Genomic DNA, 23,163 nt, shown 5'->3' on the forward strand with positions numbered 1-23,163 from the left:
CATCCAGAAATGGAAGACGACAGATGCCGCCGCCAGTGACGCAGGAAGGGAAAACAGCAGGTCACGGAATGCTCCAGCCTTTTCGCCCCCTATGATGGATACAGGCGCATCTCCAAACGCTTGAAGAAATAGGTCCACTGCCCGCTGGGTCGCTTTCTTGGTGTCAGCACTGGCATGGGGGCTGTCCAGTACGAAGCGTTTGAGGGCACCGGAGAGCATTAAAGGTTGGGCTTTTGGTGCTTTGGCCGTTTTCTTCATCGTTCGGGGTTTTGGCATCGCTGCTGAAACTGGTACGGCCTCTGTTTCCTGAGCAGATGAAGGCAGGTTCGCGCTCTGCAAATCCCGCAGTGAAACCCGCAGTCCCTCAAGCCTGCTTAAGGCGTCTGGTTCAGCCAGCACAGAATGGGTCTGAGAGAACAATTCTGTGGTTCTGGCATGAAGGAGTGATGCCCGTTTGCGGGCTTCGTTCTGGTAGCCTGTTTTCAGGCAAACCCAGATTTCCCGCCGGTTTAAGGCTGTTCGCAGGGCAGGGGGAACGATACGGCGGAAGTGATAGGTGGTGCCTCTAACTCGGAGCATAGAATCTTCCCTCAGTGGGGAAGGATGATGGAGCAAAGACAGTCTTTGCCCCTCATTCAGCCGAAAAATCGTGCTATTTCAGGTGTCTGTGGTGCGAACTGCGGGACTCGAACCTGCATCAACCCGCAGTGACACTTTTCTAACCTATTGAAACAGCAAATAGAATGCGGCGTGCTGTCTTCTGGTTGGTATTTTTGTCCCCGGCGTTGGTTAAACAATCTGGGAACGTGAAGAAACCAGTTTAACCCTAATCTGTAGCTTTCTGAAAGGGGTTAATGATTGTCACCATATCGAAAATCTGCTGACCATTCTGCATGTCTTCGGACAGTAGGATTTCGATACCGTTTTCTATAGCGCAGGCTAAAATCATGGCGTCATAGGTGTGGAGCCCATAGCGTTCAATGATTGCCCAACCCCGACTGTAAACGGCCTCTGTGATGGGGTGAATGGTGACCAGTCCCCGGAAGTCCGTAATAAGTGTTTTGATGTCGTTCAGTGGAAGTTTGGTTTTACGTCTTAGCGTATTGGTTGCTTCGTTGAGTGTCTGCACCGAAATATGACAATCTTGATCCAGAAGAATGCTGTCAGCGATACCAGCCTTCTCTGTTCCTTCCTCCATCATGGCATAGAGAAGGATGTTCGTATCCAGAAAGAGAGACATCAGTCTTCGGGTCGTTCAAAGCGAAACCCTGAAGGCAGTTTTTTACCGATCTCCTTTAGCGAACGAAGAGCTTCTTCTTTGGATTTAAGACGTGTAAAAAGAGCGTCCACATTGTCGCCTTCCTGAAGGCCGAGTTGTTTGACAATGTGTGAGGGAATTCGGACAGCCAGGCTGTTACCCCATTTAGACACTTGCATGACAATCTCCCATAAATCGGATAAACAAAAATAATTTATGTATATCTAATTTGCAAGATGATTCAGCTAGCTTCCAGTTTTCTGAAAAGAATTTCACGTGTCAAAAGACGGGTCGGATGGGGATTCTGTTGTCGATTTCAGTGTGTCATGAGACCGTGCAATTCTGGAGACGGCACTCTCACTGAGTCCATAGCTTGTTGCCAAAGACTTGAGCGTCGTTCCGTTTTTTCTTTTTACTCTGATATCCCATTTTTGAGCAGCGGTCAGTCTGGATGGTCGTCCCATCTGCTTTCCCTGTTTGGTGGCTCTGACGCGGCCTTCGGATGTTCTGGTTCTGATCAGATCGCGTTCGACATCAGCGAGGCCTCCAAGGATAGCAAGCATCAGTCGTCCGGTGCTGGTGCTCGTATCAGTCCATGGTTCATCTATTGAATGAAACTGTACCTTTTTATTTGTAATGTCTTTAAATATAGAAAAGAGATCGAAAGTACTGCGGGCGAGTCTGTCGATACGGGTGACAACCACAACGTCACCTTCAGTAACCGTGGCAATCAGCTTTTTGAGCTATGAACGCTCGGCATTCGCGCCGCTTGCTTTTTCGCGGTAAATTTTACGCACCCAAACTCTTTTAAAGTTTTCACTTGTATATCAAGGGTCTGTCCCACTGTGCTGACCCGTGCATACTCTATTTTTCGATCCATGCCCCACCTCTTTACATTAAAGGAAAGGGGCAACTTACCACGATGTTTGTTTGATTAAGTCCTGACTTTTTCCTGTGCCAGGTGGCCCGATCAGGACGAAGTTTTTGCGCGCTGCCGCGCGTGCGATGGCCTTGAGCTGAGATGAGTCAGCCTCCGTCGGGCACACGAGATCGGCTTTGGCGAGAGCGTCGTCGAGGTCGCCAGCAGGATTAAAACCGTCCGACAGAGGAGAACCTGTCTGCTCGCCATCCTTGACGCCGTTTAGTAGGCGGCTCGCGACGTCGTTTGTGGCAAGATGCTCTTTTCGTTCCAGCAGATCCTTCCACATCAGGAATTTCGCGAAGCTCAATGTCGTCAGACTGACGTGGTCGCGAATTTCCCGTCCCGGAATGTGTCGCAGGTGCAACCGGAAGGCTTCGATGATTTTTGGAACATCAAGGCCGGACTCATCTTCCGGAAGCGTCTCTCCTTCCAGCAGGGGAAGCCGGATACGCGCACTTTGTCCCCCTGATAGCCTTCCAGGGAAGGGGATTGCCCCGCTTGCCGGAGGATCTCGGATGCACTGCGCAGGATACGGGCAATAGCGGGGTCATTGGGAAGTACAAAGGCGGCGAGGATGTCGGGGATACCGGACAGGCCCCCCATTCGTTGCGGGCAAGCATCCGGACATCGCGTGTTACCCTCGCAAGTTCCTGTTCTTCCGCACGGGCGATAATGGTCACTACAGCCCTTGACGCTTCGGTCTGGGCAGAGAGCAATGGGCCGTCCAAGGTCAGATCACGATCATTCAGAACCCGAAGGTCATCGGGACCGATCTGCTGGAGCATCCATGACCGAGGCGTCAGAAAATGCGGCTCGCTGGTAATGTTTATTTCGACAAGTGGATATATATTTTCGGTCCTGTTGTCGAATTCCAGTTCTTCAAGGATCGGGACACTGTTTTCCCACAGGCTGGCATTGACCGTTTCCTGTAAGACGATCCGAAGTTGGGGCTTTTTTTCCTCTGTGGTGATTTCAACGTAGTCAGCAGTCTGTTCATGGTCGCCTGTCACTGAAATCTCCACAACTCTCGATAATCTCATGCATGCGCCTAGGATCTCGCAGAGCGCAACCTTAAGAAAGATCTATACTTCGTCACAGAAGACTGTCGGGGATCAGAGTGTAATTTTCTAAGTGATCTTCAGGCGATCGACAGGACCATCTGTGCGACGGCACATATTTGGCCGCGCAAGATGGAGGGTCTGAAGAACCGTGAGTTGAAGACTTTTCTGCCTGATTTTGGGGGCGGCAGGCTGGTATTGAGGTTTCTGGATAATGATTTTCGCTCTGCGATTTGAGCAGAGCGAGGATTTCATGCTCTGGATTGCTATGTGGCGGCGTTAATCCGCTCCAAGAGGAGAAAACGACGCATGTTATAGACGATGTTGGCCAGTCCGATCCTCATGGTGGCTCGAGAGATGCCTACGGTCTGGATGAACAACCATAATGTTTATGGTGCGCGCGTAGCCTGGCACAGCCTGCGGCGTGAGGGATAGCAGGGCGCGCGCCGCACTGTTGAGCGTCTAATGCGGTTGCATATGCGTGACAACCCGCTGCTCAATGCAATCCTCACGGCCTTGCGCTTGAAATCTTCCGTACGCTTCATGGTCTCGTCGGTCTCCTGATACGAACTTAAAGCGCTCAGATGACCGGCACAAAACCGTTACAAGCCCAAACCACGTGTGAGCGCTGTGGCAACGATCAAGGGTCCCTCGACCTCGCCACTCAACCCACTGGTTTGGGGCTTTGTCAAGGTTACGGAGATTAATGCCTAAAAATCCTGAGTATCTGTTCGGCAATCTCCTCACGCGACAGACGCCCTTCGCGAAACCATCCATCAGCTGAGTTCAGCAGACTGAGCAATAAAATGCGGTAAAGATTTTTATCGATATTGCGATCAAGGGGCAGATCCGCCACGAGCCCGCGAAAGATTTTTTCAAAATCGTCACGTTGCTGGATCAGGACATCGCGGACACTTGTCGGCACGCTGCGCAGGTTATTCATGATCGGTAGGGTCAGGGAGCCTGAATTGAGCTGGATTTCCAGCATTTCCAGGCAGGCCGCCTGCAAGCGCGCCCAAGGGTCTGTTACGTCCTCCAGTGCGTTGTGGATACGCATGGCTGCTGCCGCCAGGGCCGTATTATGGATTTCAACGAATAAAGCCTCTTTCGAGCGGATATGATAGTAGAGCGATCCGGCCAGCAGGCCGGCTCGCTCCGCAATGTCGCGAATCGATGTGGCCCGGTAGCCCCGTTCGGCGAACAGTTCTGCTGCTATTTCCAGAATTTCATGGCGTCTGTCTGCTCCTTCCTCCTGCCCCGGGGTGCGGGGTTTTCCGTCTTCAGGCTGGGTCCGCGCACGGGCGGGCACGTCTTTTGCGTGTCTGGTGCGCGGGCTTTTGGAGGCGGTGGCGGGCTGGGCGGATCGTTTCATAGGCAACCGGAAAACAAGGGCGGATACGTGCCGCGCGAACAAGCGGGAACACGCCTGCTCATACAGCTGTGACCATGTCTATGTGCATTTTCTCTCGACAGCACGCAAAAAATTGCCTTCCTTTAATTCTAACAAATGTTTGGTTGTGAATCGGGCGGCAATTCCCGACAGGAAGGCGCTGGTAATGGACGAATTGACACAACGCGATCACGTAACTTGCGACGTGGTGATTGTGGGGGCAGGTCCCGCAGGGCTTTCGGCCGCGATCAGGCTGAAGCAGCGCGCACCGGACATGGCGGTTATTGTGGTGGAAAAAGGGGCTGAACCCGGGGCGCACAGCTTGTCAGGCATGGTCATGGACCCCTCTGGCTTGGATGCGCTGCTGCCCGACTGGCGCACCGATACCGACCGCCCGCTCCAAACCGAGGTCACGGACGATCATTTTGCGTTCCTAACACAGCGGCGCGCCATCCCTCTGCCTGAAAAGCTGTTCCCGCCGTTGATGAGTAACAAAGGCTGCTTTATCGGTTCTCTGGGCAAGGTCGTAGCCTATCTTGCAAAAAAGGCCGAAGACCTTGGCGTTGATATCTATCCGGCAATTGCCGCGACGGAACTTCTATTCGATCCCGCCGGTCGTGTCATAGGCATCGTGACGGGGGATATGGGGGTCGATAAAGATGGCACGCATTCGAGAAACTACACTTCAGGTATAGAGTTACGTGCAACGCACACGTTGCTGGCTGAAGGTGCGCGCGGTTCGCTGAGCAAGATCGCCATCGCGCATTTCGGTCTGGACGCACAGTCCGGCTTTCAGAAATTCGGCACCGGTTTGAAGGAAATCTGGGAACTGCCGCCTGGCCGCGTTGTGCCGGGTCGTATCATGCATACGCTCGGCTGGCCGCTGGACCGCAAAACAGGCGGTGGGTCCTTTGTCTATCATGGTCAGGACAATCTGCTGACTGTAGGGTTTGTCGTGCATCTGGACTATACTAACCCGACTCTGTCGCCGTTTGATGAGTTCCAGCGTTTCAAGACCCACCCAAGCATGCGCGCCCTGCTGGAGGGCGGTAAGCGGATCGCCTATGGCGCGCGCGCCCTGACCGAAGGCGGCTGGCAGGCCGTGCCACGCCTGACTTTTCCGGGCGGGGCGTTGATCGGTTGTGCCGCGGGTTTCATGAACGTGCCCCGCATCAAGGGGACGCATAACGCCATTGCCTCGGGCATGCAGGTGGCCGACGCCCTTGTGGCCGATCCAGACGCAGCGGAACTGACCGCCTGGCGCGATGGCTGGCAGGACAGCCCCATCGGGCGGGATCTTTTTGCTGTGCGCAACGTCAAGCCGCTGTGGTCACGCCACGGATTGCCGATGGGTGTCGCGCTTGGGGCGCTGGATATGTGGTGCCACACGCTTTTCGGTAAATCGCCTTTTGGCACACTACGGCATGACAAGCCGGACTGGGCGACGCTCAAACTGCTGGCGGAGGTGACGCCCATTACCTACTCCAAGCCGGATCAAGTTCTGACCTTTGATCGGCTGTCATCGGTGTTTCTGTCTGGAACCACACATGCGGAAAACCAGCCCTGCCACCTGAAATTGGCTGATCCCACCGTTCCGCTGGGGCGGAACCTGCCGCTTTACGGGGAACCGGCGCGGCTCTACTGCCCAGCCGGCGTGTATGAAATCGCAAAATCACCCGATGGATCGGACAGTTTCGTCATCAATGCGCAGAACTGTGTGCATTGCAAGACCTGCGACATCAAGGATCCGAACCAGAACATTACCTGGACCCCACCCGAAGGCGGGGGTGGCCCGATCTATGCTGGCATGTAGGCAGAACATCCCATTGCACAGTCCATAATCCGCAAGGAACAAAACATGTCTTACAAAGGCGATAAATTTCGTAAATGTGGTGTCATCGGTGCCGGAACCATGGGCGCGGGCATTGCAGCCCATATGGCCAGTTGCGGCGTGGATGTCGTGCTGCTGGATCTGGACGCACAACTTGCGGCTGAGGGGGTAGCGCGGCAGGTGAAATCGGGTGGGTTCATGATGCCCGAATTCGCCGCTCGGGTTACGACCGCCAGCACCAGGACCGATCTGGGTCTTTTGCAGGACTGTGACTGGATTGTGGAGGCCGTTGCCGAACGGATCGACATCAAGCGCGATCTGTTCGCGCAGATCGACACGGTGCGCAGGGCAGGGTGTATCGTTTCATCCAATACATCTACCATTCCACTGGCTGAACTGGTCGCCAATGCTTCGCTCGAGCTTGCAGGCGATATGCTGATTACGCATTTCTTCAACCCGCCACGTCATATGCGATTGCTGGAACTGGTGTCGGGTCCGCGCACGAAACACGAAACCGTGGAACGCGCAACCCATTTCATGGACCATGTGCTGGGTAAAACCATTGTTCCGTGCAAGGACACACCGGGTTTTATCGCCAACCGCATCGGCTGCTACTGGCTGGCTGCGGGTCTGGGTGAAGCGCTGAAGCTGGGCATTTCGCCCGAACTGGCGGATGCCGTCATGGGCCGCCCCTTCGGTTTTCCCAGTACCGGCATGTTCGGACTGTGGGACCTGATCGGCATCGACCTCATGCCCGGGCTGATCCGCTCGTTGCAGCACGCACTTCCCGCTGGTGATGCCGTACAGGCTTACGAGGCCGCGCCCGAACTGGTGGCAGCCATGCTGGCCCAGGGGCTGAAAGGTCGCAAATCGGGTGGCGGGTTTTACCGCCAGAGCGCGGACCGCCGCGTGAAGGAGACATTCGACCCCACGACCAGACGCTGGCGCCCGCGTGAAAGTCCGGTCCTGCCCAGGATGGATGCCGCAACGCTGATTGCGTCCGACACACCGGCGGGCCGATACGCCTGGGCGGTCATGTCGCGCACGCTGGCTTATGCGGCAGCGCTGGTGCCCGAAATCGCGGATCGCCCCGATCAAGTCGATACGGCTATGCGGCTGGGCTACGCCTGGCGGGCAGGCCCGTTCGAACTGATCGACCAACTGGGGGCGGCGGCCTTCGCAATCCGTCTGGCGCTGGATGGACAGGCCGTGCCCACCCTGCTGGCGGCAGCGGGGGAGGGCGGGTTCTATGGCCAGGCTGGCGGCCAGCGCACGGTCCTGGTTCCGGCCGGTGCCGGGGCGGTGCGCGAGCCTGTCGCCCAGCCAGCAGCTGTTATCGCGCTGCCTGCCCTGCGCTTGGCCGGCCAGCCGGTTTTTACGACGGATGCGGCATCCCTGTGGGATATTGGCGAGGGCGTGGGCCTGTTCGAATTCCGCACGCCGATGAACGTTTTCACGCCCGCGTTGCTGGACAGCATGCGCCGGGTTCTTGTTGAAACCCCAAGGCATTTTCGCGCCCTTGTTGCGGGCAATGACGGGCGGGTGTTCAGTGCGGGGGCCGATCTCAAGGGCATGCTGGCTATGTCCGAAAAGAACGACAAGGCGGGCCTTGCGCGTTTCCTTGCCGATGGCGTGGACAGCTTTAACGCCTTTGCCGCCGCACCGTTTCCCGTTGTCGGGGCGGCGGGAGCTCTGGCGCTGGGCGGTGGCTGCGAATTCCTGCTGCATGTCAGCGCGGATGCCCTGCATACGGAGGCCAGCATAGGCCTTGTCGAAAGCCGCGTGGGCCTGTTGCCGGGCTGGGGTGGCGTCGCGCGCTGGCTGCTGCGTCACCACGAAGCCGGTCTGTCGCCCGAGGAGGCGGCGAAGCAGGTTTTTGCCGGGGTCCTGCGCGGTGTGGTCGCCCCCTGTGGCTTTGCCGCCCAGGCCCAGAACCTGATCCGCCAGACCGACCGGGTGGTGATGAACGTGGACCGCCTGATCGCCACCGCGCGGGACTGGGCGGTTGATCTGGCGGCCGGTTTTATCCCCGCAGTACCGCCCTCCGTGGTTCTGCCGCATCGCACGGTATTGGCCGAAATACTGGCGCAGCAGCAGGACAGCCTGTCCCCCCATGACCGCGTTCTGGGTGCCGGGCTGGTGGAAATCCTTTCAGGTGACGCAGAAACGTCGGTTTCACTTGCGGAGATAACTGATCGCGTCACCATGTATTTTCTCGAAATCGTTTTTACAGACCTCACACGTGCGCGTATCGCGCACATGCTCGAGACCGGAAAACCCCTGAAAAACTGAAACCCTGTTCGAACTGGAGCAGAAACCATGCCGCACTACAAAGCCCCTGTCGAGGATATGATGTTTCTCCTGCGCGACGTGTTCCGCGTGGAGGATGTCTTTGCTGAATTACCTGAGCAGAAGGAGAACGATCTTGAAACCATAGGCAATATTCTTGAGGAAGCTGGAAAATTCTGCTCGGAAATTCTCTATCCGCTGAATGCGGTGGGCGATATCGAAGGATGCCGTCTGGAAAACGGCGTTGTCCGCACTCCACAGGGTTTTGCCGAGGCCTGGAAAGCCTTTTCCGACGCGGGATGGGGTGGGCTGTCGGCCCCGACGGATTATGGCGGACAGAACCTGCCGCGCACGGTGCAGATTCTGGTCGATGAAATGCTTTCGGCCTCCAACCTCTCTTTCGGTCTGTTCCCCGGCCTGACACGCGGGGCGTGTGAGGCTATCGAGGCGCACGCCTGCCAGAATCTCAAGGATACCTATCTACCCAATATGATCAGCGGTGTCTGGACAGGAGCCATGGCGCTGACAGAAGGCAATGCCGGTTCCGACCTCGGGCTGCTCAAGACGACGGCCGTGCCGCGGTCTGATGGGTCATGGACGGTTACAGGGTCGAAGATTTTCATCTCCTCGGGCGATCACGACATGGCGGAAAACGTCATTCACCTCGTGCTGGCCCGTCTTCCGGACGCACCCGCCGGCACGAAGGGCATCAGTCTGTTCCTGTGCCCCAAGGTGCTCGTCAACGCTGATGGGTCACTGGGAGCGCAGAACGCCATTTCCGTCGGGGCGTTGGAACATAAGATGGGTATCCACGCCCAGCCGACCTGCGTGATGAATTATGACGGATGCCAGGGCTGGATGGTGGGCGAGCCAAATCGTGGGCTCGCGGCCATGTTCACGATGATGAACGCTGAACGCCTGTTCGTGGGTGTGCAGGGGCTGGGTGTGGCCGATGCGTCGGGCCAGACCGCGCTGGCCTATGCGCGTGAGCGCCTTCAGGGTCGCGCCGACGATCGCAGCGGCGTTGTGCCTATCATTGCCCATGCAGATGTGCGCCGCATGCTGCTTTCCATGCAGTCTTTCATCGAGGCGGCCCGCGCCATGGCTGTTTACACGGCGCTGGAAATGGACCGGGAGAAATTTCACCCCGATGATGCCGTCCGCCAGCGCGCGGGTGAGAACGTCGCCCTCCTGACCCCCGTCATCAAGGCGGCCCTGACCGATTTCGGGTTCGAGGCGGCGGTCGCCGGCCAGCAGGTGCTGGGTGGGCACGGCTATATTCGCGAATGGGGGCAGGAACAGTATGTGCGCGATGCCCGGATCGCGATGATTTATGAAGGCACCAACGGCATTCAGGCGCAGGATCTCGTCATCCGCAAGCTGAGCCTGGCCGACGGTCAGCCGGTTCGCGCCTATTTCGCCCAGATCCACCAGACGCTCGCCAGTGCGGCCATGGACAGCTACGCCGCAGCCCTGGCCGAACCCCTGCGCGCTGCCTTGGACCTGCTCGAAGGCGTGACGGCGCGGCTTGTCAGCGGCGATCTTGCCAGCGCTGATGACCGTAATGCCGCCGCCGTCGATTACCTGCGGCTTTTCGCCCTGGTCAGCTTCGGTTGGATGTGGCTGCGCATGGTGCTGGCCTGCGCAGCCCCCGGAAAGACTTTGCTGGAGCCACGCGTGCGGCACAAGCGCGCGGCGGCAACCTTCTTCATGCAGCGCGTGCTGCCGCAGGCCGCGGCCCTGACCCAGCAGATCGGCGCGGGCGCGGGCTCCATCATGGCGCTGCCCGACGAAATGTTCTGACCGGACGCAACAAGACAGGACATTATTCCATGAAAAAAATTCTTGTCCCAATAAAGATGGTTCTGGACGCCAATGTGCGCCCGCGTGTGAAGGCGGATGGCAGCGGCGTCGATCTGTCAGGCATGAAGCTGTCGATCAACCCGTTCTGCGAAATCGCGATCGAGGAAGCGGTAAGGCTGAAGGAAAAAGGCCTGGCTGAAGAGGTGGTGGCGATCAGCATCGGCCCGGCCAAGGCGCAGGACATTCTGCGCCAGGCCATGGCGATGGGGGCGGATCGCGCGCGCCTGATCGAGACGGACCGGCCCATCGAACCCCTGACGGCCGCAAAGCTGATCCGCATCGTGGTTGAGGAAGAAAACCCCGATCTGGTCATTCTGGGCAAGCAGGCCGTGGACGATGACTGCAACCAGACGGGCCAGATGTTGGCGGCCCTTCTGGACTGGCCGCAGGCGACGTTTGCATCCGCCGTGGCAGTGGACGCGGGCACCCTGCATGTCACGCGTGAGGTCGATGGCGGGCACCAGACACTCGCCCTGCCGCTGCCGGCCGTGGTGACGACAGACCTGCGCCTGAACGAACCGCGCCATTGCTCCCTGCCCAATATCATGAAGGCGCGCAAGAAGGTGCTGGACATAACCCCGGTCGCCAACTGCGGGCTGGATATGGCGGCGCGCCTGAACGTGCTGGGCGTAAAGCCTCCCGAACCCCGCAAGGCCGGACGCCGCGTCGCCAATGTGAGCGAACTCGTCAGGGACCTGCGCGCCGCCGGCGTGATCTGAGGCCGGCGGCCCGAACGGAAAGAGCAACGACATGACCATTCTTCTTCTTGCCGATCATGACGGACACACGCTGGGCGACGCGACCGCCCGCGCTGTCAGCGCTGCCCGCGACATGGGTGGCGCCATCCACGTGCTTGTCGCGGGTGAGAACGTGGGGCCCATCGCGCAGGTCGCGGCGAATGTATCCGGCGTGGACAAGGTGCTCGTGGCTGATGACCCGGCCCTGGCGCATCTGCTGGCCGAACCCGTGGCGGACCTGCTGGTGGGGCTGAGTGCGGATTATGTAGCCGTGATCGCCCCGGCGACCTCTATCGGCAAGGATATCCTGCCTCGCGTCGCCGCCCGGCGCGACGTGATGCAGGTCTCAGACATAACGCGCGTGATTGCGGCCGACACGTTCGAGCGCCCGGTCTATGCGGGCAACGCCATCGAGACGGTGCAGAGCACCGATGTGCTCAAGGTCGTCACCATCCGCAGTTCCGCCTTCGACGCCGCACCGCAGGGCAGTGTCGCTGCCCCGGTGGAGAGCGTCAGCCTGCCCGCCAGGGCTTGGAAAGCCCGTTTTGTGAGCGAGGAACTGACAAAAAGCGAACGGCCAGAACTGACATCCGCGCAGATCGTCGTTTCGGGCGGGCGCGGGCTGGGATCGGCCCAGGCTTTCCAGACGGTGCTCGCGCCGCTGGCCGAGTGCTGGCATGCGGCCATCGGGGCGTCCCGTGCGGCGGTGGACGCCAGCTACGCGCCCAATGACCTGCAGGTGGGGCAGACAGGCAAGATTGTCGCCCCCGAGCTTTATGTCGCCATCGGTATTTCCGGCGCGATCCAGCATCTCGCCGGCATGAAGGATTCGAAAGTGATCGTGGCGATCAACAAGGACCCTGACGCCCCAATTTTTCAGGTCGCTGATTTCGGTCTTGTCGGCGACCTTTTCACCCTTGTTCCGGAACTGGTGCGCGCACTGGGCTGAGCCAGCAGCACCTGAGGAGTCCTCAAAAAATGACTGTTTCCGATCCCGTCGTCATCGTTTCGGCAGCCCGGACGCCCATTGGCTGGTTCCAGGGAGATTTTTCCACCATCGAAGCACCCCATCTGGGTGCGACCGCCATTCGCACCGCCATCGCGCGCAGCGGCGTGGACCCCACACTGGTTGACGGCGTGTTCATGGGGTGCGTGCTAAGCGCCGGGCTGCGGCAGAACCCGGCCCGTCAGGCCGCCCATTACGGAGGGCTGCCGTTCAGTGCTCCAACGCTCAGCGTCAACAAGCTGTGCGGTTCGGGCATGATGGCCATGGGCCTAGGATATGACGCGCTGGCGGCCGGTTCGGCCAGTCTTGTCGTCGCCGGTGGGCAGGAAAGCATGACCAATGCGCCCTATCTGCTGAAAAAGGCCCGCAGCGGCTACAGGCTTGGCCATGGCGAGATTTACGACCACATGTTTCATGACGGTCTGGAAGATGCTTACGAACCCGGCCAGCTCATGGGGCATTTTGCGGAACTGACAGTGCGCCAGTATGGTTTCACCCGCGAACAGCAGGATGACTACGCCATCCAAACCTTAGAGCGGGCCCGTAAGGCAGTGGAAAGTGGCGCATTCGCGGCGGAAATTGCGCCCATCACCGTCAAGACCCGCAAAGGCGAGGTTGTGATAAGCCACGATGAAAACCCGCTCAAGGCCGATCCGAAAAAAATCCCGACCCTGCGCCCGGCTTTCGGTAAGGACGGCACCATAACCCCGGCCAGTTCGTCCGGTATTTCAGACGGTGCGGCGGCCTTGGTCATGACCCGGCGGACACAGGCCGAAAAACTGGGCCTGCCGGTTCTTGCAACTGTCAGGGGGTATTCGGTCCATGCCATGGTGCCGCGGGATTTTACCATAGCCCCTGTACCCGCCATGGAAAAACTGCTCAGCAATGTGGACTGGCGGGTGGGAGATGTCGATCTTTTCGAGGTGAACGAGGCCTTCGCCGTGACGGCCATGGTGGCGCAGAAAGACCTCGGCATTCCTGATGAACGGCTGAATGTCAATGGCGGCGCCTGCGCGCTCGGCCACCCCATTGGCGCGACCGGGGCGCGGCTGATCACCACCCTGATCCATGCGCTGAAGGCGCGGGGCCGGCACAAAGGGGTGGCTTCGGCCTGTATCGGCGGTGGTGAGGCAATCGCCATGGCTGTGGAACTGCCCTGATACAACACAGAACGCTCCGGCCCTGACGGGGCCGAAGCAAGCGGGAAAGTCTGAGAGAGCATGACAACAGAACGGATCGGATACCACGCGTTCCGCGACAGGGTGATGACCGCCGATGAGGCCGCCCGGCTGATCGCGGACAAGGAGACGATCGCCACCAGCGGTTTCGGGGCAGGGGGCACGCCCAAGGCCGTGCCGCGTGCCCTTGCTGCCATGGCGAAGGAACGCCATGCGCAGGGTGAACCGTTTGCGCTCAGGCTGTTCACCGGGGCCTCTACCATGACCGATGTCGATGGCGTGCTGGCGGATGCGGATGCGGTCAGTTTCCGCATGCCTTATATGAGCGACCCGATCATGCGCAAAAAAATCAACGCCGGCAGCATTACCTATGTCGATACGCATCTCAGCCGCGTGGCGTCTTGGGCCCGGGCAGGCTTTTTCGGCAAGATTGACGTGGCAATCATCGAGGTCGCACTGGTGCGCGCCGATGGTGGGTTCGTGCCCACCTTTGCGATCGGTAACGCACAGACCTGGCTTGATCTGGCCGACAGGGTAATTATCGAGATCAATACGTGGCACACGCCCCAGATCGAAGGGCTGCACGATATCTGGAACACCACCGTCCCGTATGCCGCCGCAACCCTCGCACGGATCGCAACACCCGGCACGCGTGTGGGCCAGGCGGTCCTGCATGTGGACCCCAACAAGGTCGCGGCAGTCGTGTTCACGCATGAAGCCGAGCAGAGCATCACGTTCCGCTCGGACCCGGATGCGGCGATCATTGCGGGGCATATTCTTGATTTTCTTCAAAACGAGGTTGCGCGCGGTCGTCTGCCACGCGCCCTGCCACCTTTGCAATCGGGTGTCGGCAATATCGCCAACGCGGTCATGGGCGGGCTGGCCAATGCGCCCTTCGAGAATCTGACCGCCTATACGGAAGTCATTCAGGACGGCATGCTGGACATGCTGCGCAGTGGTAGGATGACAGCCATTTCAGGGGCAGCTCTTTACCTGAGCCCCGCCTGCGCGGATTTCGCAAATACGCAGATGCACAGTCTGCGTGACAGGATTGTCCTGCGCCCACAGGAGGTCAGCAACAATCCCTCCGTCGTGCGCGCCCTGAACGCCATTGCCATGAATGCGGCGATTGAGGTCGATATCTACGGCAATGTCAATTCGACCCGGGTCGCGGGGTCGCGCGTGCAGAACGGGATCGGCGGCTCGGGCGATTTTGCCAGAAGTGCGATGCTGTCGATTTTCATGACACCCTCCATTGCGAAAAATCGCGATATTTCTTCAATCGTTCCTATGGTGTCCCATGTCGATCATATCAGCCAGGACGTTCAGGTGGTGGTAACGGAACAGGGCCTGGCCGATCTGCGCGGGCTATGCGCGCGGGACAGGGCGCGCCAGATCATCACCCACTGTGCCCATCCCGCCTACCGCCCATTGCTGCTGGACTATATGCAGCGCGCCGAACGCCAGTCTGGTGGAGATACGCCGCATATCCTGTCCGAGGCGCTTTCATGGCATCAACGTCTGATGGATACGGGCGTCATGATGCCCCGGTGAGCAACATCGGAACCGACAAACTTTTTTCCATCGCCAGAGAAAAATGACGTACCATGCCAGTTCTTTACCGCCTGACGTCATTCCGACCCTGCAGGTAGTCGCCATGCCCATGTACACCAACTCGGCGGGTGGCTTATCTCCCCCGATGGATATGGAGGGTTCGAAGAACCGTTGATTGTTTTGTTGATTTTCACTGAGAACTGAGGGGGTGGATGACCTGGGATTAGGGAGCGGAGATGGCACAACACGCCCAACTCCAGATCAATACCGGTCTTGATATCAACTTCTGCGATCCACAAAGCCGCTGGCAACGTGGCGGCAACGAAAACACCAATGGTCTGTTGCGCCAATACTTCCCAAAGGGAACGGATATCAGCCAGCATGATACCGATGCATTGGATACGGTTGCCCATGCCCTAAATACACGGCCACGCAAAACACTCGGTTGGAAAACACCGGTAGAGGCACTCGACCAACTTCTCAAACAACATATAATCGATGGTGTTGCGATGACCGGTTGAATCCGCCCTGGCTTGCCACGATCCGCATGATGGATGCAGCCTGGTGGTGGCTGTCATGCGGAGACGACCGTAGCTTCGTCTGCTCTGTGCGTGAATGGCGCGTATAGGTACAATCAGAATGTCATCCTGTCTTCTGAGGGTACAGACCGGACGTCGTCGCCATGCCCTGAAACCCCGGTCGCTGACGCCAAACAAACGACACACCCTTTTGCGTGAAAGTGGCCCATGATACCGAGCAATAAAGGCAAACCTCACGACCTTTGGCTCGCGAAGAACTGTGTCGCCTTTTTTAACAGCTCCCTCTCCTCCCGCAGCAGAAGGTTCTCACGGCGTAATCTCTCATTCTCACGCAATAACGCCGTATGATCCGTTGTGTCAGCGATGACAGTATCAAGCTTCTGCGTATCGCGGATCCATTTCTTCGACGTTGAAGAGCCGATACCCAGATCCTGGGCAATATGCTAACGCGACAGACCGCTGCCCAGAGCTAAACGCACCACATCGCGCCGGAACTCTGCCTTATAAACTCGTCTCATTCCAATTCTCCTTCAGACTATCTTCGGTCTTAAAGGTCCGGAACTAAACCGGACACATCCAGAAAGAGTTGAGAGCGCTTCCGTTCCGCGGCATGAAACGATAGAATTCACTTTTTCACCCTGAACCCTTGAAGAAACGGCCATGCAGACATCAAAGCTCTTCTTTCTTGCGGTTCTGGTCATGCATCCTGCAATTGCCTGGGGTGCGGAGAAGGATAAGGCTGCGATGGTCTTTCGGATTACGCCGGTTAAACCTCTTGATGTTTTAATGCGGGAGGCCCTTGCGGCCTCACCCCCGGTGCAGGATGCGGGGTTGCGTGCGCCAGATCTGGTGGATCTTGCAACACTCACGCCGGATTTCAAATTTGATATCCGTTATGCCACAACAGAGAATTTCCTCAGCACGCCAGTTTATTCGTCATCGCATGCCTTTTTGGAAAAGCCGGCGGCGGAAGCGCTTTACAGAGCCTCGGAATATTTGAAAACAAAAGGCTATGGGCTTTTGTTTTTTGACGCCTATCGCCCGTGGTTTATTACCAAGCTGTTCTGGGACGCAACGCCTGTGGACAAACACCAGTTTGTCGCCAACCCCGCGCACGGTTCCAGACATAACCGGGGCTGTGCAGTGGACCTGACCCTGTATGATCTGAACACCGGGCAGCAGGTGACCATGCCCAGCGGGTTTGATGAAATGACGCCCCGCGCGTATTCCAACTATCCGGATGCGCCGAAAGAGCAGAAAAAGGCACGGGATCTGCTGCGGGATGCCATGCAGCAGGAAGGCTTTATACAGCTCCCTGCTGAATGGTGGCATTTTGATTACAGGGACTGGAAGAAATACCCAGTGCAGAACATCCGCTTTGAGGACATCAAATAACGATCTTTGAGCCGTGCCTTACGGTGTGGCGGCGTCTGCCGTATGCACCGTAAGCCAGCTTTTTGCCGTATCAATGGTGATGGTGGCGGGCTTATAGGCTTCCGCCGGTGCGGTGAAGATGGAGCTGACATAGGTTTGCGGGTTGCGGTCATACAACGGGAACCAGCTTGACTGCACCTGCACCATAATGCGGTGGCCGGGCAGGAACGTGTGGTTCATGATCGGCAGCCGGAACTGGTAAAGCTGAGCCTGATTGGCCGGAATAGCCTCGGGGTGTTCAAAGCTTTTGCGATACCGCCCACGCAGAATGTCACTGCTGATCATTAACTGATACCCGCCCAGTTCCCGCTGTTCGGGCACTTCATCCGGGTAGACGTCAATCAGTTTCACAACAAAATCGCCATCCGTGCCGGTTGTTGTGGCCGTCAGATTTACAAACGGCTGGCCATCCAGTGCGACCGGCTGTGTCAGGATGGGTGAGGTAAAGGTGGCCACATCCGGGCGGGACGCCGCATTGCGCTGGTCGGTTGAAAGCCAGTTATCCCATGCGGAATTGGCAGCCCCTCGGGTAATAACGGGACGCTCAACATACGGCACAGGGTGGGCCGGGTCAGACACATAGCTGACAGAGCCTGCGGTTTCAGCAGCGCCGTTAAGAGCAAGCTGATTTTTGGCTGTAAAGTGCAGGGTGGCGCAGTGCGTTGTACAGTCACGGGCCGGGAGTGCGTCAGCGGTTTGCCAGTTATCAGACCCAGAGCGGTAGGCGGACACGTGCTGAGGCAGGGCCACAGTATCATCTTTCAGATAATGGGCCAGAAAGGGTTCAAGAATTTTTTTGCGGAAATACAGGCCGGTATCGGAATGGAGCTTGATGGGGCCAAGCGTGCTGACTTCTTTGATCTCACCGCCATGATTCCACGGCCCCATAGCCAGCCAGAGGTTGGGCTGGTCGGCCTGCTTTTGTTTGAGCGCATAGTAAAGGGCAATGGCCCCGTAATTATCTTCCTGATCCCACAGGCTGTGGACAAGGAGCGTTGGCACTTTTAGCGGCTGGTCTGCAAGTACATGGTCCATAGCCTGCTGCTGCCACCAGCTATCATACGCCGGATGCGCCAGAAGCTGCCGGAAAAAGCCGATCTGCTCCATGCCGCGCTCTTTCCCCAGCGCGCCGGCGGAAACCGAATTCAGGAAAAGATCGTAATTGTCATACTCGTTGCCCCACCAGATGGCTGTCTTCTTTGCTGTGGAATCCTGATTGTAGATGTAGGACAGCATTTCCTCACGGAAGGCGCCGTTATGGAACCAGTCATCGCCCATCCAGCCATCTACCATCGGGTTCATGGGGACGGACACTTTCAGGGCCGGATGCGGGTTAATCAGGGCCGTCAGGGATGTATAGCCGTTGTAAGAGACGCCGATAATGCCAACTTTGCCGTTGCTCTGCGGGAGGTTATGGACCAGCCATTCAATGGTGTCCCAGGTGTCGGTACTATGGTCAACTTTGGTGTGGTTGAGTGGCCCACGGAGCGGGCGGTTCATGACATACTGCCCCTCGGAGCCGTATTTGCCACGTAAATCCTGCACCACGCGGATATAGCCGCCATCCGCGATAACATCCGGCATATTATCATAACCCTGCAATACAGAACGCATGGTGCCGCTTTCTGCTAGAGAGGTCATGTGCTGGGCGTTATACGGCGTGCGGGTCAGCAGAATAGGGGCATTGTGGGCGGATTTGGGGATGAGAATGACGGTGTGCAGTTTGACGCCATCACGCATGGGGATCATCACATCCTGGCGGATGAAGTCAAACTTGTCTGTATTGACCGTAAATTTTGCAGGCATATCAGGGGCAATGTCAGCATTCTGCGCGGCAGGAGCCTGCGCGAAGGCAGGCGTTGAAAGTGCAGTCATGCAGAGCGGAAGAAGAAAATGCTTGAACATGGAACTCCTGATTATAAAAAACTATACCAGTCTTTTAGGCAGATTTTACCGAAAAATGACTGTTAGAACTCAGCCGAGACTGTGCCAAAGAACTGGCGTGGGGATGCAACAAACAGGTTTGCGTTATCATCCCCAGTGACGGAAGCGGAGCCGTAAACGCCGCCAATATAATTCTTGTCAAACAGGTTGGTGATCCCGAAAGTGGCTTTCATGTTCTGTGTGAAGCCAATTTTCCCAAAATTATAAGCAAGGTTCAGGTTGGCGAGCCAGTAGGCCGGAATGCTCTCATCATTCATATACGTCATCGGGCGGGAGCCAATATAGTTGACGTTAAAGTTAAACATGGCCCGTTTGTAGGTGTAGTTCAGGTTAGCTTTATACATGAACTTTGGATAGTAGACCTGATGCTTGCCTTTAATGTTGTAATTCTCTCCGCTGTAATTGATGGAGCGGCTTTGGTATTCGGCATTGTTCCAGCTAAAGCTGTTGGTAATTTCAAGCCCTGCAATCGGGCGGATGGTGGCCAGCACGTCGGCACCGTTCATGGTTTCCCGGCCTACGTTCAGGTAGGCATTGTTCGCATTATTGGCGCTGCCCTCAGTGATTGAGGCGAGGCGGTTGTAATAGTCCGTATGGTAGAAATCCGCAGAGGCTGAGAAAAAGCGACTGTCATAGCGGTAGCCCACAACATAGTTCCATGTGCGCTCCGGGCGCAGAACCTTCTTGCTTTCATCAAACACAACCTGCGCAGGGCGGTTGGCATTGCCCAGACCACCCCACGGGTTGTCACCCCCAGTTTGCGCAAAGTAATCATACGCCCGCATATTTTCTGCAATATCCCAGTAGAATTCATGATGGCTGAGGAAATGATAATCAAAATTAAAATGCGGCAGGAATGCTGCAGAGGATGTGAGTGACCCGTTAACAGGGTGCCGTTAATACGTATTCCAGCCCTGACCTTTCCACAAATCTGATTTGGTGCGGGCAAAGGAGGCATAGAATTTTGTGCCGGTGGAATTCAGGATGCCACTGTCAACGCGCCCATAGGTGCGGAAGGCATTATAACTGCCAAAAGTCTGACTGACTTTACCGCCAGCCTTATCCTTCGGGTCAGACGAGGTATAGGTCATGGCCCCGCCAAGGTTCTGGGCGGAGAAGGAGTCCAGCGCGCCAGCCCCCTGAGACATCGACATACCGCCAATGTCATCCTGAATCATGGCCTGCGTGATGGAGACACCGTTTGTGTTCAGGAAGCCCTGTGTGCCCAGCGGTATGCCATCAAGGGTGGCCCCAATCTGCATCTGGTTGAAGCCGCGGACGTAGAACGTGTTTGCGTAGGTATCAAGCCCAAAGGCATCCGTAGAGGTAAAGTTGGCGCCCGGGGTGGTTTGGGCAAGGATCTGCATCGGGTTGGTGCCCTCAACAAACCGGTCCATGACCTTACGACTTACGGTGACCTCAGCGCCATGACTGGCAACGCGGCGCGTGCTGACGTTGACTTCTTCGCTATCTTTACTGAGCAGAGGGCCTGTGCTGCGTTTTTTACGAGGCAACGTATGGTCTTTTCGCGCTGCAACAGCAGATGGTGTTGTGTGCGCAGCAACGGCATGGGATGAGCGCTTTTTGATGCCTGAGCCGACTGTGGAGGGCGCAGCGGCACCCACACTGGTATCAAAAATCAGACCTGCCAGCGCCGTACCAAAGAGCAAAAGTGACTGACTATAGCGTTTTTTACAGCTTTGTTGCGCGCGCCCATCCTGAACCCCTGCTCCGTGGTGTGTTCCTGTCTGGATCCGTGTGCATAAGGCAGTCGTTGCTAGAGCTCCATTTGGGCACACGATCCTGTAACAGCATGTTGTTTAATCGTAACTAATATTGTCAATATCGATAATGGACGGGGATTATAACCCTGGGTTAAGGAGGCTAGGCTTGAGTTGTTGAGTGGGAACCGGGCAGGCACTGCTGTTGATAGCGGTAGCCCCACGGGCGTCAAACCAGACTATGCCATTGGCAATTATGGCCTGACTGTTATGCACAAACATCTCATGCGGAATGGCGTGGAGGGTTCGAAAAACCCTCTGATTTGGGGCCTCGCTGTGTGATTCCCTCACTCCTGCGTTGATTGGGGGCATGGATCATGAAGCAGTCTGGCTTTTTTGATGTGGAAGAGCGGCTTGCCTGGTTGAGCGGGCTTGGCGATCAACTAGAGGTCTTTTGCTGGATTGTGGATTTTGTAGTCTTCCGTCCGGATCTGAACCAGGCTCTGGCGTATTCGGCCGGGAGCAAAGGCGGGCGACGGCCATTCGATCCGGTGCTGATGTTCAAAATTTTGGTGATCCAGACGTTGAACAATTTGTCCGACGAGCGGACGGATTACCTGATCAACGACCGCCTGTCCTTTATACGGTTCCTTGGTCTAGGGCTATCGGACTGGGTGCTGGATGCCAAAACCATCTGGCTGTTTTGCGAACGTCTGACACAGGCGGGTGCCATTGAAAGACTGTTTGACCGATTTGACGCCTTTCTAAGTGCGTCGTTTTTCTAACTATTTCAAGCACTTACGCGCAATCGTGAGTATGGACTATCAGGATGTCCATTGCAAGCCTGACCTACCTCTGTCTGGCAACAGGCTGTAACCGGCGAAAGCCGGAGGGGGAAAGTAGCATGTCAGGAAAAAGGCGCAGCGAGGCAAAGCAGTCGAGCAAGCGGGCGTCATTGCAAGTCGCACAAGGTTAAGCCTGGATTGGTTGAATCGTAGATCTGAGTGAACCCGGAATGTTGGTGGCGTAGGGCTGTTGAGACGCCTCCTCGGAGATTGAGACGGAGAGATCAGAACACCGTCTCACCTGATGTCTCCGACACCTGCCCGGCGAGGGTGGTCAAGGATTGAATGCGGAACCTAAATGCGACGACTTGAGTGGTTGGAAATGCGGGATCGCCTAAGTTGGTCAGCTTGCTGACCAATATGGTGACGGAGCTTTCATAGTACCCAAGGTGAGGTTGTAACGGACCTTGCAGGCGGTATCCAATCCGGCCTGAAACGACGGTATAAGCAGGCAGCAATGGCTGTGAAACCCGGCGAGGTAAGGGGGAAGGAAAGCAGTTTGTAGTAACGCTTTCTGATGATGAAGGGAGGGCAGTCAGTGCTGTCCGATCGAACCAGCAGAGCTTTGGAAGGCGTCAGTGGAGCAGTCCGCTCAGGCGCGAAGGTCAAAAAGCTGCACAAAATCATGAGAAATCATGAGGATTTGTGGCTGACGGCCTACGCACGTATTCAATCGAACCGAGGGGCTCTGACCCGAGGTGTAGATGACAATACGCTGCACGGTTTTGGCATGGGGCGACTGCAAGACCTTATGGCTTCCATAAGAGACGGCAGCTATCGTCCTAAACCTGTCCGCAGGATGTATATCCTGAAGGACCCTAAAAATCCCAACGGGAAGAAACGCCCTTTGGGCATACCAACAGGAAACGACAAGCTGGTGTAGGAGGTTGCCCGCACTCTACTGGAAATCATTTATGAGCCGATCTTCACAGATCGCTCACATGGTTTTCGGCCGAGTCGGTCATGCCATACCGCACTACGGGAAATCGTCGATAGCTGGAAGGGAACGAAATGGATATGCGAAGTTGACATCAAGGGATACTTCGACAGCATCGACCATGAGAAACTGGTCAGTATTCTGGAAACCCAAATCGACGATAAGGCTTTCATCAAGCTGATCGCACTGTTTCTCAAGGCGGGCTACCTTGAAAATTGGAAGTATAACGCAACCTACACGGGAACACCGCAAGGAGGCGTAATCTCCCCAATTCTGGCAAATATTTATCTCCATGAACTCGATAAGTTCATGGACGAAAAGATACGCGCCTTCAACAAGGGAAAGCGAAGAAAGCCCAACAAGGAGTATAGGGCACTCATCTACCAGATTGGGCGTCGCAGGGAGTTCATCCGACAACATGGGGAAACCCACGAAAAGTCAGTGATCTACCTGACCGAAATGGAAGAGTTGAGCAAAAAGCTGAGAACCCTTCCGAGTGTGGATATGCATGATCCGGAGTTTAAGCGATTGCACTATGTGCGATACGCAGACGACTTCCTGATCGGTGTAATCGGCACGAAAGAAGAAACCACACAGATTATGGCCGACGTGACTGACTTCGTTGAGAAATCGCTCAAGTTGACTGTATCTCGGGAG

Annotated in this window: 18 protein-coding genes and 5 pseudogenes; 13 read left to right on the plus strand and 10 right to left on the minus strand. The window is 56.7% G+C overall.

What is annotated here, in order from left to right:
- The 8 genes and pseudogenes from AD944_RS04195 to AD944_RS04220 all read right to left on the minus strand — a co-directional run.
- A partial coding sequence (locus AD944_RS04195) for a DUF6538 domain-containing protein (RefSeq protein ID WP_346190209.1) occupies nt 1-579 on the minus strand: 579 nt, incomplete at its 3' end.
- Between the two features lie 247 nt (nt 580-826).
- Nucleotides 827-1,240 (minus strand): PIN domain-containing protein, encoded by a 414-nt coding sequence (locus tag AD944_RS04200; protein ID WP_045543436.1) that lies wholly within the window; start codon nt 1,238-1,240, stop codon nt 827-829.
- Entirely contained in the window at nt 1,240-1,437 is a 198-nt protein-coding gene (locus AD944_RS04205; RefSeq protein ID WP_045543435.1) for an AbrB/MazE/SpoVT family DNA-binding domain-containing protein, read from the minus strand. Before AD944_RS04205 ends, AD944_RS04200 begins: the two co-directional genes overlap by 1 nt.
- A 93-nt stretch (nt 1,438-1,530) precedes the next feature.
- Nucleotides 1,531-1,962: a recombinase family protein gene (locus tag AD944_RS16255; protein ID WP_306310199.1), complete on the minus strand. Its 432-nt coding sequence runs from the start codon at nt 1,960-1,962 to the stop codon at nt 1,531-1,533.
- A gap of 210 nt (nt 1,963-2,172) precedes the next feature.
- Nucleotides 2,173-2,544, minus strand: coding sequence for a DEAD/DEAH box helicase family protein (locus AD944_RS17355; RefSeq protein ID WP_236709315.1), 372 nt, complete (start codon nt 2,542-2,544; stop codon nt 2,173-2,175).
- A gap of 40 nt (nt 2,545-2,584) precedes the next feature.
- Nucleotides 2,585-3,190, minus strand: a complete 606-nt coding sequence (locus AD944_RS17360) for a hypothetical protein (RefSeq protein WP_236709314.1) — start codon at nt 3,188-3,190, stop codon at nt 2,585-2,587.
- A gap of 314 nt (nt 3,191-3,504) precedes the next feature.
- Nucleotides 3,505-3,618, minus strand: a pseudogene (locus tag AD944_RS16665) (IS5/IS1182 family transposase); the annotation flags it as partial.
- Nucleotides 3,619-3,941: 323 nt separating this feature from the next.
- Entirely contained in the window at nt 3,942-4,610 is a 669-nt protein-coding gene (locus AD944_RS04220; RefSeq protein ID WP_081939109.1) for a TetR/AcrR family transcriptional regulator, read from the minus strand.
- A gap of 184 nt (nt 4,611-4,794) precedes the next feature.
- Here AD944_RS04220 and AD944_RS04225 point away from each other — a divergent pair, with 184 nt between their 5' ends.
- The 9 genes and pseudogenes from AD944_RS04225 (at nt 4,795) to AD944_RS04265 (ending at nt 17,020) form a co-directional block, all read left to right on the plus strand.
- Nucleotides 4,795-6,441: an electron transfer flavoprotein-ubiquinone oxidoreductase gene (locus AD944_RS04225; RefSeq protein ID WP_045543432.1), complete on the plus strand. Its 1,647-nt coding sequence runs from the start codon at nt 4,795-4,797 to the stop codon at nt 6,439-6,441.
- A gap of 45 nt (nt 6,442-6,486) precedes the next feature.
- Complete coding sequence (locus AD944_RS04230) at nt 6,487-8,751, plus strand: 3-hydroxyacyl-CoA dehydrogenase/enoyl-CoA hydratase family protein (protein ID WP_045543431.1); 2,265 nt, start codon at nt 6,487-6,489, stop codon at nt 8,749-8,751.
- A 27-nt stretch (nt 8,752-8,778) separates the two neighbouring features.
- A complete protein-coding gene (locus AD944_RS04235; protein WP_045543430.1) occupies nt 8,779-10,551 on the plus strand; it encodes an acyl-CoA dehydrogenase C-terminal domain-containing protein in 1,773 nt (590 codons plus the stop codon).
- Between the two features lie 29 nt (nt 10,552-10,580).
- Nucleotides 10,581-11,330 (plus strand): electron transfer flavoprotein subunit beta/FixA family protein, encoded by a 750-nt coding sequence (locus AD944_RS04240; protein WP_045543429.1) that lies wholly within the window; start codon nt 10,581-10,583, stop codon nt 11,328-11,330.
- A 31-nt stretch (nt 11,331-11,361) separates the two neighbouring features.
- Nucleotides 11,362-12,297: an electron transfer flavoprotein subunit alpha/FixB family protein gene (locus AD944_RS04245; RefSeq protein ID WP_045543428.1), complete on the plus strand. Its 936-nt coding sequence runs from the start codon at nt 11,362-11,364 to the stop codon at nt 12,295-12,297.
- A 29-nt stretch (nt 12,298-12,326) separates the two neighbouring features.
- Nucleotides 12,327-13,514 (plus strand): acetyl-CoA C-acyltransferase, encoded by a 1,188-nt coding sequence (locus AD944_RS04250; protein ID WP_045543427.1) that lies wholly within the window; start codon nt 12,327-12,329, stop codon nt 13,512-13,514.
- Between the two features lie 60 nt (nt 13,515-13,574).
- On the plus strand, nt 13,575-15,086 hold the full coding sequence (locus AD944_RS04255; RefSeq protein WP_045543426.1) for a succinate CoA transferase: 1,512 nt from the start codon (nt 13,575-13,577) through the stop codon (nt 15,084-15,086).
- A 197-nt stretch (nt 15,087-15,283) separates the two neighbouring features.
- Nucleotides 15,284-15,607, plus strand: a pseudogene (locus AD944_RS04260) (IS30 family transposase); the annotation flags it as partial.
- Nucleotides 15,608-16,285: 678 nt separating this feature from the next.
- Entirely contained in the window at nt 16,286-17,020 is a 735-nt protein-coding gene (locus AD944_RS04265) for a M15 family metallopeptidase (protein WP_236709313.1), read from the plus strand.
- Between the two features lie 18 nt (nt 17,021-17,038).
- Here AD944_RS04265 and AD944_RS04270 read toward each other — a convergent pair whose 3' ends face one another.
- Nucleotides 17,039-18,964, minus strand: coding sequence for a CocE/NonD family hydrolase (locus AD944_RS04270; protein ID WP_045543424.1), 1,926 nt, complete (start codon nt 18,962-18,964; stop codon nt 17,039-17,041).
- Between the two features lie 62 nt (nt 18,965-19,026).
- A pseudogene (locus AD944_RS04275) lies at nt 19,027-20,517 on the minus strand (TonB-dependent receptor domain-containing protein).
- Between the two features lie 581 nt (nt 20,518-21,098).
- Between AD944_RS04275 and AD944_RS04280 the strand changes: the two are divergent.
- The 4 genes and pseudogenes from AD944_RS04280 to AD944_RS17645 all read left to right on the plus strand — a co-directional run.
- Nucleotides 21,099-21,506 (plus strand): annotated as a pseudogene (locus AD944_RS04280) (transposase); the annotation flags it as partial.
- Between the two features lie 688 nt (nt 21,507-22,194).
- A complete protein-coding gene (locus AD944_RS17235; protein ID WP_197460719.1) occupies nt 22,195-22,452 on the plus strand; it encodes an RNA-dependent RNA polymerase family protein in 258 nt (85 codons plus the stop codon).
- Nucleotides 22,453-22,479: 27 nt separating this feature from the next.
- Nucleotides 22,480-22,815 (plus strand): annotated as a pseudogene (locus tag AD944_RS17705) (reverse transcriptase/maturase family protein); the annotation flags it as partial.
- Nucleotides 22,816-23,163 (plus strand): hypothetical protein (locus tag AD944_RS17645; RefSeq protein ID WP_456303782.1); only part of this gene is annotated, 348 nt, incomplete at its 3' end.

Origin of the sequence: Acetobacter tropicalis (assembly GCF_001580915.1) — a bacterium.
Classification (GTDB): domain Bacteria; phylum Pseudomonadota; class Alphaproteobacteria; order Acetobacterales; family Acetobacteraceae; genus Acetobacter; species Acetobacter tropicalis.